Below are 12,126 nucleotides of genomic sequence, written 5' to 3' on the forward strand. Positions count from 1 at the left end.
GGGAGAGTAACTGAACCATGATCGAAGTCACTCGTGAAGCAGGCCCGGCTTAAGCGGAATGTTCAGATGCCGACCTTGAAGTGAATCTAAGAAGCAGAATCATCCGGTGCGGAATGGACGTCGCCAAGCACGGGAAGCCTGTCGCAGTTATGCGGCAGGTTTTTTGTTGTGCTTGATGAGTGGCGCGGTTTTTTGTGTTTCCTTTATCTGCTTTTTGGCTGTATGATTATGGTGGCTTGAGAAAAAGTGTAAGCAGGGAGGCATATGTCAATGAAACCGCTAAACGTAGAAATAAAACCCGTTACTTTGGAGCATTTTAATGAAAGTATGGCACTTTCGCAGTTTGCTTTTCAGTACGAAAGGACGGAGCAGGAGCTTGAGCAAACGAAGGATCAGCTTCAAGACGAGCCGGCCGATCGCTGGGGATCCTTTATTAATGGACAGATGGCGGCGCAAGCAACCGTACTGGAGCTGCAAACCTACATTAACGGCAGGCCATTCGCGATGGGTGGGCTGGCAGGCGTGGCGACGTGGCCGGAATATAGAAGGCAGGGCTTAGTCGCAAAGCTGCTCGTTCATTCGCTTCAAACGATGAAGGAAAAGGGACTTACAATTTCTTTTCTACATCCGTTTGCATTCGGATTTTATCGAAGGTTTGGCTGGGAGACTTATACCGAACATAAATCTTACACGATTAAGGCAGACCAGCTGCCGCTGCGTACGGCTGTTGCCGGTCGAGTCGCAAGACATTCCGGCTCTTATGATTTGCTGTATCCGATATATGAGGGTTATGCTTCGAAATATAACGGATCTCTTATGCGTACGGAGCAATGGTGGAAGTACCGCATCGCCAAACGAAAGCCGGGGCAAATCGCCGTTTATTACAATGAGCAGGAACAGCCGGAAGGTTATCTGATTTACGAAGTGAAGGAAATGAAGCTTCGCGTTCATGAGCTTGTAAGCTTGAGCCAAGAGGCCAGCTCGGGCTTGTGGTCTTTTATCGCTCAACATGATTCGATGATCGGAGAGTTGACCGTAACGGTACCATCCGACGATTTGTTACCCTTTACTTTGTCGAATCCGAGAATCAAGCAGGAAATTATACCGTACTTTATGGCTCGCATCGTCGATGCCGAAGCCTTTGTCAGGCAGTATCCGTTTGAGGCTTCCGATCGGGAGGATCAGTTACTGGTTGAGCTTACGGACATTCATGCCGAATGGAACGAAGGCTGCTTTTTGCTTCGGATATCTCCTGAAGGGAAGGCGGAAATGGTACGCATTAAAGAAAAAATAAACCATTCGATGACGATAACAACGGATATCGGTACCTTTACCTGTATGCTGTTAGGCTACCAGAAACCAGCCCGTTTGGCCCAATTGACACGCATTACCGGCGAGAGCGAAGCTATTAAACGCTTACAAGCGCGTATTCCCGAACGAACGACGTATTTGCCCGACTTTTTCTGAGGAAATGATCGCTGCAGCTTCATTGAAGTCCGTAAACATACGGGAAATACAAGCTGTGCTTGAGCCTTGACAGCCTATACCCCCTCTGCTAATATTGCAATAATATACGTGAGACGTACTGAAAATAAGGGAGGAACATACTCGTGTGGGAAACGAAATTCGCCAAAGAAGGGCTAACGTTTGACGACGTCCTGCTTATTCCGCGCAAATCAGAAGTGCTGCCTAGGGAAGTTGACATCTCGACCCGATTGAGCGAGAAGATCAAGCTGAATATTCCGCTTATTAGTGCAGGCATGGACACCGTTACCGAATCCGCTTTGGCGATTGCAATAGCGCGTGAGGGTGGTATCGGCATTATTCACAAGAATATGTCGGTTGCACAGCAAGCGGAGGAAGTAGATCGCGTTAAGCGTTCGGAGAGCGGCGTTATCACCAATCCGTTTTCGCTTACGCCGGATCATCATGTTTATGACGCAGAGGAATTGATGGGCAAATACCGCATCTCCGGCGTACCGATCGTTGACCAGGATAAGAAGCTGGTCGGCATTTTGACAAACCGCGACTTGCGTTTCGTTCACGATTACTCGATTAAAATACACGAAGTTATGACTCGCGAAGAGCTGGTTACGGCTCCGGTAGGCACGACGCTGCAGGAAGCGGAAATTTTGCTTCAGAAACACAAGATCGAAAAGCTGCCGCTCGTTGACGAGACTAACACGCTTAAAGGCCTTATTACTATTAAAGATATCGAGAAAGCGATTCAGTTCCCGAATGCGGCAAAGGACGAGCACGGACGTTTGCTTTGCGGAGCGGCTGTCGGTATTTCCAAAGATACGATGGATCGTGCCGATGCACTTGTGCAAGCCGGCATTGACGTACTGGTAGTCGATTCGGCGCACGGCCATCACATCAACATTCTCGAAGCGGTTCGCAAGCTGCGCGCGGCTTATCCGGATCTGACGATCATCGCCGGCAACGTTGCTACAGGCGAGGCTACACGCGATTTGATCGAAGCCGGCGCTTCTGTTGTTAAGGTGGGCATCGGGCCGGGCTCGATTTGTACAACCCGTGTAATCGCAGGTATCGGCGTACCGCAAATTACGGCAATTTACGATTGCGCATCGGTAGCCCGTGAATACAACATTCCGGTCATTGCCGACGGCGGGATTAAATACTCTGGCGATATTACGAAGGCAATCGCATCCGGAGCGAGCGCGATTATGATCGGAAGCTTGTTTGCAGGTACGGCTGAAAGCCCTGGCGAGACCGAAATTTTCCAAGGCCGCAGCTTCAAAGTATACCGTGGTATGGGCTCGCTTGGCGCGATGAAGGAAGGAAGCAAGGACCGTTACTTCCAGGAGAACGAGAACAAGCTTGTTCCGGAAGGTATCGAAGGCCGCGTTCCTTACAAAGGGCCTCTTGCAGATACGGTTCATCAGCTGCTTGGCGGCTTGCGTTCCGGTATGGGTTACTGCGGAACGGCTTCGCTTAACGAATTGAAGAACGACACCCAGTTTGTACGCATTACCGGATCCGGTCTCCGCGAGAGCCATCCGCATGACGTGCAAATTACGAAGGAAGCGCCGAACTACTCTTTGTAAGCTCGACCCGCTTAATGGGCAAATAGACAGACAGGAACAAGCGGACGACGCTTTTCCTGTCTGTTTTTTATATGAATGAATACTCATACACTTGTAACCTACTAAGAGGTTTAATTGTAAGGGGACGATATGTTACAATTATCAACGGACAATTTATGTGGGAAAAGGGGAGAAGACGTTGAAGGTTATGGTAAGACCGGTACGGTTGATGACGGTCATCGCCGCATGCTTGGCGATATGGATGGTTGTGCTGTCCCTTGGCTCAACTACGGCACTTGCGGTAGGATACGCTAATCGGCCTAGCACGGAGAATGCCCTCGGTTTGCAGGTTAAATCGGCAATACTAATGGAAGCAGAGTCGGGGCAAATATTGTTTGATGTAAATTCGGACGAGCCTCTTCCACCGGCAAGCATGACGAAGCTGATGACGGAATATATCGTGCTCAAGGAAATCAATGAGGGACGGTTGAAATGGGATCAAACCATTTCCGTAACAGCTGAAGCGGCCGACACGCTGCCGGAAGAATCGCAAATCTTCCTGGCTGCAGGCGATACGCATACGGTAAAGGATTTATATATAGCGATGGCGGTAGGCTCGGCGAATGACGCAACGAGGGCGCTTGCGACCCATATTGCGGGAACGGAACAAGCATTTGTCGACAAGATGAACGAAATGGCAGACGAGCTTGGTCTAACCACAGCTGTATTTGCAAGCGCAACGGGCTTTGAAGATACGACAGTTATTTCCGCAGCCGATCTGGCAAAGCTTGCCCGGCTTATTTTGACGCAATATCCGGAGTTTCTGGAATACTCGAGCATGCAGGACTATAAATTCCGCGAGCGGGATGCCGAACCGATGGTTAACTTTAACTGGATGCTCGGCTCCAATGTGAATAAATCGGGACTTAAGCACTTGGCTTATGAGGGCGTTGACGGAATGAAGACCGGATTCATCAATTCGGCTGGCTACAACTTTACAGGTACGGTGAAGAAAGGCGATCTCCGATTTATCAGCGTCGTCATGGATACGGCTACGATGTCAGCCCGTTTCATCGAGACGGCGAAACTTTATGATTACGGCTATAATACATTTGAGAAAAAGACGGTAATGGCTCCAAAAACCGTGGTAGAATCGGTCAAAACGGTTAAGATTAAGAAGGGGAAAAAGAAAACCGTTCCTGTCGTAACCGAAAAGGACATTACCTTTATGGTGAAGAAAGGCACGGAGCCTAAAATCGAGCTGGTGAAGAGCCAGGTGAAATCCGAAGACGAGCTGGTGGCTCCGATTGCTGTCGGCACGGTTGTCGGTACGGTTACCTATAATTACACAGATCCGGAAACAAATCAGAAGCTTGAGCATACGGTCAACCTGATCACGACGGAAGAGGCCGAAAAAGCGGGCTGGTTCCGTCTGATGTTCCGCGCGATCGGCGATTTTTTCGCGGGTTTGTTTAACGGAATCGTCAATTTGTTCTAATCCGAGTGAAAAACAAGGAAATACTGAAAACAAGGGTTGTCGATTATTCACGCTTCCTGTAAAATCAATGGTTAGAACAACTACGGTAATATACAATTTGATGTATGGATAATAGGAGGAAATGTAGGATGGAAACAGGTACATCGCGCGTTAAACGCGGTATGGCGGAAATGCAAAAAGGCGGCGTAATCATGGACGTTATGAACGCCGAGCAAGCGAAGGTCGCGGAAGCGGCGGGAGCGACGGCGGTAATGGCGCTTGAGCGCGTGCCTTCCGATATTCGCGCTGCCGGCGGCGTGGCTCGTATGGCTGATCCGACGATCGTGGAAGAGGTAATGAAGGTAGTTTCCATTCCGGTTATGGCGAAAGCGCGTATCGGTCATTACGTGGAAGCGAAAGTGCTTGAATCGATGGGCGTTGATTATATTGACGAAAGCGAAGTTCTGACGCCTGCGGATGAAGTATTCCATATTAGCAAAAATGAATTTACGATTCCTTTCGTATGCGGTGCGAAGGATCTCGGCGAAGCTTTGCGTCGTATTCAAGAAGGTGCTGCAATGCTTCGTACAAAGGGCGAGCCTGGAACGGGCAACATCGTCGAAGCGGTACGCCACCTGCGTTTGATCAACGGTCAAATCCGTAAGGTACAAGGCTTGTCGAAGGACGAGCTTTATCATGAAGCCAAGCTGCTGGGCGTTCCTTACGAGCTGCTGCTGAATGTTCACGAGACTGGCAAGCTTCCGGTCGTTAACTTTGCTGCAGGCGGTGTAGCAACACCATCCGACGCGGCGCTTATGATGCATTTGGGAGCGGACGGCGTGTTCGTGGGCTCCGGCATTTTCAAATCGGACAGCCCTGAGAAGTTCGCTCGCGCCATCGTTGAAGCGACTACTCATTACCAGGACTACAAGCTGATTGCCGAAGTATCCAAAAACCTCGGCACTCCGATGAAGGGCATCGAAATTTCCAAGCTGGAAGCGGCTCAGCGTATGCAGGACCGCGGAATTTAATAGAGGTGACAAGCAGGTGCCGGCTCAGCGCGAATAGCGCCGCCGGCTCTTGCCCGTAAAGGAAGGCGAATAATTCGATGAAGATAGGCGTTTTGGCGCTTCAAGGCGCTGTAGCGGAGCATATTAGGAGCTTGGAATCTGCAGGCGCGGAAGCCGTTGCGGTGAAACGGGTTGAGCAGCTGGATGAGCTGCAAGGTCTTGTTATCCCGGGCGGCGAAAGCACCACGATTGGCAAGCTCATGCGGAAATACGGATTTATGGACGCACTGCGCGATTTCTCGGAGCAAGGAAAACCGTTGTTCGGCACCTGTGCGGGATTGATTGTACTGGCGGATCACATCGAAGGCCAGGAAGAAGCGCATCTCCGTGTAATGGATATGACGGTTGCGCGCAACGCTTTCGGGCGTCAGCGCGAAAGCTTCGAGACGGACCTGCAGGTGAAGGGCATCGAGGAGCCGGTTCGGGCCGTATTCATACGTGCGCCGTTAATTAAAAAAGTTGGACCGGAAGTTGACGTTCTATCGACCTATAATGATGAGATTGTCACGGCCAGACAAGGGCACTTGCTTGCCGTATCCTATCATCCGGAGCTGACGGACGATTACAGTCTGCATTCCTATTTTGTGGATATGGTGAAAGAAGCGGCAGCAAGCAAGGCTTGATCGGTTCAATACAAGTGCACACACTACTCCCTTCAGAGAGGGGCTTTACTTACCGTGTTGGATGTTAAATTGCTTAGAAATGACTTTGAGAAGGTCGAGCAGGCGCTGCGCAACCGCGGTGCATCGCTCGATTTGATTGCCGATTTCCCGGTGCTGGACACGAAGCGCCGCGATTTGATTCAGGAAACGGAAAATTTGAAAAACCGCAGAAATACGGTTTCTCAAGAAGTAGCCAAGCTTAAAAAATCGGGCGGAGATGCCGATGCGCTTATTGTCGAAATGAGAGAAGTCGGCGATCGCATCAAGGAGCTGGACGAGGAGCTGCGCGCACTGGAGGTTCAGGTGGATGAGCTGACTCAGGCGATTCCGAATATTCCAAGCGACAGCGTCCCGGTTGGCAAATCCGAGGAAGATAACGTAGAACTGCGGCGCAACGGCGATATTCCTGCTTTTGACTTTGAGCCTAAGCCTCATTGGGAAATCGCTCAAGCGTTAGGCATTCTGGATTTTGAACGGGCGGGCAAGGTAACGGGCTCCAGGTTCACGTTTTACCGCGGGTTAGGCGCACGTCTGGAACGCGCCCTAATCAGCTTTATGATGGATCTTCACAGCGACCGGCATGGTTACGAGGAAGTGCTGCCGCCGTATATCGTGAACCGCGACAGCCTTTTCGGCACCGGACAGCTTCCGAAGTTTGAGGAGGATCTGTTCAAGCTGACGGATTCGGAGTACTACCTTATTCCTACGGCAGAGGTACCGGTTACGAATCTGCATCGCGAGGAAATCTTGACGGCTGAAGAGCTGCCTAAATATTTTGTCGCATACAGCTCCTGCTTCCGTTCGGAGGCGGGCTCGGCAGGCCGGGATACGCGCGGATTGATCCGCCAGCATCAGTTCAACAAAGTGGAGCTGATCAAGCTTACGAAGCCTGAGGAGTCGTACGACGAGCTTGAGAAGATGACGGCGAATGCGGAGAAGGTTCTGCAGCTTCTAGGGCTGCCATACCGCGTTCTGGCGCTTTGTACGGGCGATATGGGCTTTACGGCCGCCAAGACATACGATCTTGAGGTATGGCTGCCAAGCGCGGCGACGTACCGCGAAATTTCATCCTGCTCGAACGTAGAGGATTTCCAAGCTCGCCGTGCAGGCATTCGCTTCCGCAGAGACGCGAAGAGCAAACCGGAATTCGTGCATACGCTGAACGGCTCGGGGCTTGCGGTCGGAAGAACGTTTGCCGCCATTATCGAGAACTATCAGCAAGCGGACGGATCGGTCACGATTCCCGAAGTGCTGCGTCCATACATGGGCGGCATCAGCTCCATCGAGCTACGCTAAAGCTTAATTTTTACCACAAGCCAAAATTGACTTGCTTCTGTATTTTGGCTTGTGGTACAATACGATTTGTTACGATTTCAATATGGAGAGGTACCGAAGCGGTCATAACGGGGCGGTCTTGAAAACCGTTAGAGCGCAAGCTCACGTGGGTTCGAGTCCCACCCTCTCCGCCAGCAATCTCAACTACATAAGATCAAGTCCAGACGCATGCGTTTGGGCTTTTTTTGTACCTGCACGATCGTATAAAAACAACGCCGCCTTCGCATGTTAAAGCTTGTGGAGGTGCTTCTAACATGGGCAAATCAGATGAGCTAAAAGTGGATCAAGGACAATTGGCGGAAGCATGGAGCAGAACGCTGCCGGTGGTTATGAACAAAGCCGACCGAAGCACGGTGCTGCCGGACGAAGCCGATACGAATGCCCTTCGGGTAACGATTGATACAGCGGGTCATCAACAGTATTCTTTTGATTTTAAAGTCACCTACGTGGATAGCCGCGAAGTGCGGGTCGAGCTGATCGATGTGGAAAAGGGCAATATTAACATCGATGAACGCGGTGAAATCATTCAGCAGCTTATCCAGGATTATACGAGACATCTTCATGAATGCGCACAATCGCTTCAACAGCTGACTCACGCATAGAAGGGAAGAGTGTACATGTCTAAGGCAAAAGGGACAGCGGATAAAAATTTAACGAATGTTGTAGAGGCGCTGGAAACGACACCGGTGAACAGCCACCATGCCCAACAGCTTCAGCAGGATAAAAACGACCGCCGCCATCAAGACTCGTTGAATTTCGATCAGCCGTCCGATTTGGGGCATCCAAGAAGCTAACGGGTCACCGGTATTGATGCCTCTAAGGTAATGTAAGATCAAGAACATAGCGGAAGGTGTGGCTTGAATGACGAAACCAGACAGCTATCCGGTACCGGACAGCAATCCGAGCAACGTGAAGAGAAGGCAAAATAACGACAATCGCCCGCAGGCTCCTTTATCCGGATCCAAGAAAACGAAGCAGAACAATCACGTGAGCCACTTGAATCCGGAGGGTTAAATGTAACGTAAAGCAAGCCGATGGTCTTATCGTGAATAGATCAAACGTCCCGTTTCAGATTTATGGAACGGGATTTTTTGGTTACTGCTTCTAAAAGACCCTTTTATATTATAGAATGGAGGTGTTTATACAAGTTCAGGGGAGGAACATCGTACATGAAAAAAGTTAAGAAAATAACGGTATTGCTTTTAGCCGTTATTTTGATCGTCATTGCCGGCTGCAGCTCCGGTAAACCGCCAAAGGAAGCTTTGACGGCAGCCATGGCGAAAAACGCGGAAGCGGACTCTTATAAGATGCAAATGACACTCAGCCTTGATGAGCTGGTTATTCCCCAGAACGCTGCAGTACAGGCGGAAGCCGCCGCTGCCGCAGCGATGGCAGGTATGCTGAAGGGCGCTTCGGTCAAGATCGATGCCGTCTACAAGAAGGATCCGATGAGAACGGATATGAACGTCGAGGTTGTGGTGCCCGGCGATATGGAAATGAAGCTGACGGTGCCGATGATCATGACACAGGATTTGCTGTACGTCAAAATTCCGCAAATTCCTATGCTTGCTCTTCCGGAAACCGCGACAGGCAAATATATAAAAATCGATTTGAAGGAGCTCGCGGCTCAACAAGGCGGCTTGGAAATCGATATGGCCGAGCAGCAGAAGCTGGGCAAGGAGCTAGGAGAGGCGCTGCTGAAGCATTTTGACGAAAAAACTTACTTCAGTGAGCCTAAAGCGAAGGATGCTGGATTGCCTGAGGACCTGAAAGCCGATCAAATCGTAGCGGTTGAGGTAAATGAAAGCAACTACGCCCAGACAGTGGACACGGTAGTCGATAAGGTACTGCCGGAAATCATCGATATTCTGCTTAACAATGAAGCGTACTTAAAGTCCCTGCAGCTTCAGAAAGCCGATATCGAGAAGTTTAAGAGCGAGCTGGAAGCAAACAAAGCCGAAGTACTCAACGTTCTGAAGAACGACGTAAAAGTAAATCAGCTTAAGCTGACAGGCGCAATTAAAGACGGCTATTTGGTTTATCAGGCTGGCCAGGTAAATATCGAGGCTAAAGATAAAGCGACCGGACAGCAGGTAAAGCTTGGTCTTCATTTTAATGCTAATTTAACGGATATTGATAAAGAAGTTACGTTCGAGGAGCTTCCGGCCGATGCGATGACGCTTGACGAGCTGACAAAAATGTTCGAACTCCCGGCAGCTCTATAAGAGAAACAGTCCCTTTCGGGGGACTGTTTTTTTTGTGCGAGGAATACAAAAACGGCAGGAACCGGAGATCCCGCCGCCTGGCGTTGTCTTATTTGAGAAAACGGATGGTGAGCGGATAACGGTAGTCTTTGCCCTCGGATGCTCGGATCGATGCGATGATCGTATAGACGATCCAGAAAATAAAGACGGCGATGGCGAGTGCGAAACCTATCAGGACGAGCATCAAGAGTGCGGATACGATGCTGTAGATGGCTACGCTGATTTGGAAATTCAGCGACTCCTTGCCGTGCATATCCACGAAATGCGACTGATCTTTTTTGATAAGCCAGATGACAAGCGGCCCGATAATGCTGCCGAACGGAACGATTAATCCGCTTAGAGACAGCAGGTGGCAAAGCATTCCGTAAGTTTTCTCCTCTTTGTGCAATCCATATGGTTGATAGTCCATTATAAATGGCCTCCCTTTCGTATAATGTAAGCCGACTTCGCTCACATATGTACTTATACGTTAGAGCGGCCGACAGATATGCATAAATATGTGTGCGAAAGCGGTCACGCTTAATCATATGGAATTTGTTTGCATCTGGCAAGTGTTTTCGTTATATTATACATAGATATTCGATGTATGTTATAACGATGTATCGAAGTAGGAGGAGCTATGAAAATAAACAAAGAACTGATGAAGGGAAGCACGGTGATCTTGATTTTGACTTTGCTTAACCAGAAGGAAATGTACGGCTATGAAATGGCAAAAGAAATCGAGCGCCGCTCCAGCGGCTTATTCACCTTTAAAGAAGGAACGTTATATCCTATTTTACATACGCTTGAGGTGGAACGGCTGGTAGAGGCGTTCTGGCATGAAGAAGGAGGCCGGAAGAGGAAATATTATCGCTTAACGGATGAGGGCAGACTTCAATTGGCGAAGAAAAAGAAGGAATGGACGTTGTTCCGCACAACTGTCGACCAGGTTATTGGGGAGGGACAAGCATGAGCAGCCGGTTCCCGAATGAAAATCGGTTATTTGACGATTACCTCACACAGGTATGTCGTCATATCAAGGTAAAGGATATTCATTCTGATGTTAATGCGGAGCTGCTCAGTCATTTGGAAGAAGTGATGGATGAGAAGCTGAGTCAGGGGCTTTCTGAGACGGAGGCGGCACGAGAAACGATTAAACAAATGGGAGAGCCGCATGTTGTCGGAAAGCAGCTGAATACCTTCCACAAGCCGATCATGGATTGGGGTTTGCTCGGATTAGTGGGAGTACTAGTCGGGAGCGGGCTTGTGGCTAAATGCAAGCTCGATTTTGGAGCTGGCTGCTATTGGCTTTATTCTGAGCGCTCGTCGCCGTAAAAACATGTTAGGGCGGAGCAGCAGCAAAGTTGAAATGAGTCTATTGGAATAATAACTGGATTTCACGTATTTCTTTCTGGCGAAAAGCCTTATTACCAAAAAATAACTGTATTCCTTGTATCTAAATCCAGGGAAATCGATCCGTTTGGAGCTTTCCTGCGATTTATATACATCGGATACAGTTATTTTGCGGAAACCAGCCTTATCTTGATAAATAAATACAAGAAATACAGCTAATCAACGTTTGATGTAGGATAGATCGCCTCGATCGTCGCAACGATTATCAGGACGTTAATTTAAAAGCTGCCCGGAGCGGGAGGGATCGGCGGCATCGGCGGGACTTCTCTTTTGGCAGCGGTGATGAGAAGAACGATGGCCGTGGCGATATGCATCAGCATGCCCAAAACCGGGATCCACGCCAGAACGGACGTTACGATGCCGAGAATGCTGCCTGCGACAGGACGGTTATGCTGCGAGCAGAGCACTAGCGTTACGATATGAAGCGCCAGCGTGGCGAACAAGAGCGTGTAGCCGGATAACATGACAAAGGCTCCGCCGAGCACCGGTATGCCTAAAACCGCCTCGAATATGCCCGTAATCAACATCAGGTTTTTTGCTGCTTTCATGGTTGGGTGTCCTCCTTCCTATTTGAAATTCATTGTCAGCGACTGTATGTCTTACTGATACGTGTAAAAAGGGAAAAGGTTCGAGGGTTGCACACGAATTCATATTTTAGCATAGTATCCATAATTCTTTTTGGCTGACGTCAAAATTTGTGATATAATGATTATTGCTGTGGCCCCGTAGCTCAGTGGATAGAGCATCGGTTTCCTAAACCGTGTGTCGGACGTTCGAGTCGTCTCGGGGCCGCCAGTTTTCCAAACGAAACATCGATAATAAACGTACAATCCCCGCGTGACTATCACACGCTGGGGATTTTTTGTCTCTCTGAAGCGA

At 49.4% G+C, this 12,126-nt stretch carries 14 protein-coding genes and 2 tRNA genes; 14 read left to right on the forward strand and 2 right to left on the reverse strand.

The window, feature by feature from the left end; all coding sequences use genetic code 11:
- The first annotated feature begins 270 nt into the window (after positions 1–270).
- The 11 genes from KP806_RS24730 (at position 271) to KP806_RS24780 (ending at position 9,816) form a co-directional block, all read left to right on the forward strand.
- Complete coding sequence (locus tag KP806_RS24730) at positions 271–1,467, forward strand: GNAT family N-acetyltransferase (protein ID WP_224726432.1); 1,197 nt, start codon at positions 271–273, stop codon at positions 1,465–1,467.
- A gap of 143 nt (positions 1,468–1,610) precedes the next feature.
- Positions 1,611–3,068 carry an IMP dehydrogenase gene (gene guaB, locus KP806_RS24735; protein WP_224726433.1) on the forward strand — a complete coding sequence of 486 codons (1,458 nt, stop codon included), beginning with the start codon at positions 1,611–1,613 and terminating at the stop codon, positions 3,066–3,068.
- A gap of 187 nt (positions 3,069–3,255) precedes the next feature.
- Positions 3,256–4,545, forward strand: a complete 1,290-nt coding sequence (locus tag KP806_RS24740; RefSeq protein WP_224726495.1) for a D-alanyl-D-alanine carboxypeptidase family protein — start codon at positions 3,256–3,258, stop codon at positions 4,543–4,545.
- A gap of 128 nt (positions 4,546–4,673) precedes the next feature.
- Positions 4,674–5,555: a pyridoxal 5'-phosphate synthase lyase subunit PdxS gene (gene pdxS / locus KP806_RS24745; RefSeq protein ID WP_137186205.1), complete on the forward strand. Its 882-nt coding sequence runs from the start codon at positions 4,674–4,676 to the stop codon at positions 5,553–5,555.
- A gap of 77 nt (positions 5,556–5,632) precedes the next feature.
- Complete coding sequence (pdxT, locus tag KP806_RS24750; RefSeq protein ID WP_224726434.1) at positions 5,633–6,217, forward strand: pyridoxal 5'-phosphate synthase glutaminase subunit PdxT; 585 nt, start codon at positions 5,633–5,635, stop codon at positions 6,215–6,217.
- Positions 6,218–6,271: 54 nt separating this feature from the next.
- The gene (gene serS, locus KP806_RS24755) at positions 6,272–7,552 is read left to right on the forward strand and encodes a serine--tRNA ligase (RefSeq protein WP_224726435.1); all 1,281 of its coding nucleotides are present in this window, start codon (positions 6,272–6,274) and stop codon (positions 7,550–7,552) included.
- Positions 7,553–7,636: 84 nt separating this feature from the next.
- Positions 7,637–7,725: transfer RNA gene (locus KP806_RS24760), tRNA-Ser, on the forward strand.
- Between the two features lie 120 nt (positions 7,726–7,845).
- Complete coding sequence (locus KP806_RS24765; RefSeq protein ID WP_224726436.1) at positions 7,846–8,193, forward strand: hypothetical protein; 348 nt, start codon at positions 7,846–7,848, stop codon at positions 8,191–8,193.
- A 15-nt stretch (positions 8,194–8,208) separates the two neighbouring features.
- Positions 8,209–8,385 (forward strand): hypothetical protein, encoded by a 177-nt coding sequence (locus KP806_RS24770; protein WP_224726437.1) that lies wholly within the window; start codon positions 8,209–8,211, stop codon positions 8,383–8,385.
- Positions 8,386–8,452: 67 nt separating this feature from the next.
- The gene (locus KP806_RS24775) at positions 8,453–8,605 is read left to right on the forward strand and encodes a small acid-soluble spore protein P (protein ID WP_224726438.1); all 153 of its coding nucleotides are present in this window, start codon (positions 8,453–8,455) and stop codon (positions 8,603–8,605) included.
- 155 nt (positions 8,606–8,760) lie between these two features.
- Positions 8,761–9,816, forward strand: a complete 1,056-nt coding sequence (locus KP806_RS24780; protein WP_224726439.1) for a hypothetical protein — start codon at positions 8,761–8,763, stop codon at positions 9,814–9,816.
- Positions 9,817–9,904: 88 nt separating this feature from the next.
- Here KP806_RS24780 and KP806_RS24785 read toward each other — a convergent pair whose 3' ends face one another.
- Positions 9,905–10,264, reverse strand: a complete 360-nt coding sequence (locus KP806_RS24785) for a DUF4870 domain-containing protein (protein ID WP_224726440.1) — start codon at positions 10,262–10,264, stop codon at positions 9,905–9,907.
- A 210-nt stretch (positions 10,265–10,474) separates the two neighbouring features.
- On the opposite strand from KP806_RS24785, the gene KP806_RS24790 reads away from it, so the two are divergent.
- A complete protein-coding gene (locus tag KP806_RS24790) occupies positions 10,475–10,807 on the forward strand; it encodes a PadR family transcriptional regulator (RefSeq protein WP_224726441.1) in 333 nt (110 codons plus the stop codon).
- Positions 10,804–11,169 carry a permease prefix domain 1-containing protein gene (locus tag KP806_RS24795; protein ID WP_224726442.1) on the forward strand — a complete coding sequence of 122 codons (366 nt, stop codon included), beginning with the start codon at positions 10,804–10,806 and terminating at the stop codon, positions 11,167–11,169. Before KP806_RS24790 ends, KP806_RS24795 begins: the two co-directional genes overlap by 4 nt.
- A 296-nt stretch (positions 11,170–11,465) precedes the next feature.
- Here the strand turns inward: KP806_RS24795 and KP806_RS24800 are convergent, their stop codons facing one another.
- Positions 11,466–11,795 carry a hypothetical protein gene (locus KP806_RS24800; RefSeq protein ID WP_224726443.1) on the reverse strand — a complete coding sequence of 110 codons (330 nt, stop codon included), beginning with the start codon at positions 11,793–11,795 and terminating at the stop codon, positions 11,466–11,468.
- Between the two features lie 171 nt (positions 11,796–11,966).
- On the opposite strand from KP806_RS24800, the gene KP806_RS24805 reads away from it, so the two are divergent.
- Positions 11,967–12,042 (forward strand) — tRNA-Arg (locus KP806_RS24805).
- Positions 12,043–12,126: the final 84 nt, after the last annotated feature.

This window comes from Paenibacillus vietnamensis, from assembly GCF_020169515.1.
Taxonomy (GTDB): Bacteria; Bacillota; Bacilli; order Paenibacillales; family Paenibacillaceae; genus Pristimantibacillus; species Pristimantibacillus vietnamensis.

Excerpts from the sequence above, each read along its gene's own strand:
- KP806_RS24730 (WP_224726432.1), top strand. The coding sequence starts at position 271 with ATGAAACCGCTAAACGTAGAAATAAAACCCGTTACTTTGGAGCATTTT.
- KP806_RS24740 (WP_224726495.1), top strand. The coding sequence starts at position 3,256 with ATGGTAAGACCGGTACGGTTGATGACGGTCATCGCCGCATGCTTGGCG.
- pdxS (WP_137186205.1), top strand. The coding sequence starts at position 4,674 with ATGGAAACAGGTACATCGCGCGTTAAACGCGGTATGGCGGAAATGCAA.
- pdxT (WP_224726434.1), top strand. The coding sequence starts at position 5,633 with ATGAAGATAGGCGTTTTGGCGCTTCAAGGCGCTGTAGCGGAGCATATT.
- KP806_RS24765 (WP_224726436.1), top strand. The coding sequence starts at position 7,846 with ATGGGCAAATCAGATGAGCTAAAAGTGGATCAAGGACAATTGGCGGAA.
- KP806_RS24770 (WP_224726437.1), top strand. The coding sequence starts at position 8,209 with ATGTCTAAGGCAAAAGGGACAGCGGATAAAAATTTAACGAATGTTGTA.
- KP806_RS24775 (WP_224726438.1), top strand. The coding sequence starts at position 8,453 with ATGACGAAACCAGACAGCTATCCGGTACCGGACAGCAATCCGAGCAAC.
- KP806_RS24780 (WP_224726439.1), top strand. The coding sequence starts at position 8,761 with ATGAAAAAAGTTAAGAAAATAACGGTATTGCTTTTAGCCGTTATTTTG.
- KP806_RS24785 (WP_224726440.1), bottom strand. The coding sequence starts at position 10,264 with ATGGACTATCAACCATATGGATTGCACAAAGAGGAGAAAACTTACGGA.
- KP806_RS24790 (WP_224726441.1), top strand. The coding sequence starts at position 10,475 with ATGAAAATAAACAAAGAACTGATGAAGGGAAGCACGGTGATCTTGATT.
- KP806_RS24795 (WP_224726442.1), top strand. The coding sequence starts at position 10,804 with ATGAGCAGCCGGTTCCCGAATGAAAATCGGTTATTTGACGATTACCTC.
- KP806_RS24800 (WP_224726443.1), bottom strand. The coding sequence starts at position 11,795 with ATGAAAGCAGCAAAAAACCTGATGTTGATTACGGGCATATTCGAGGCG.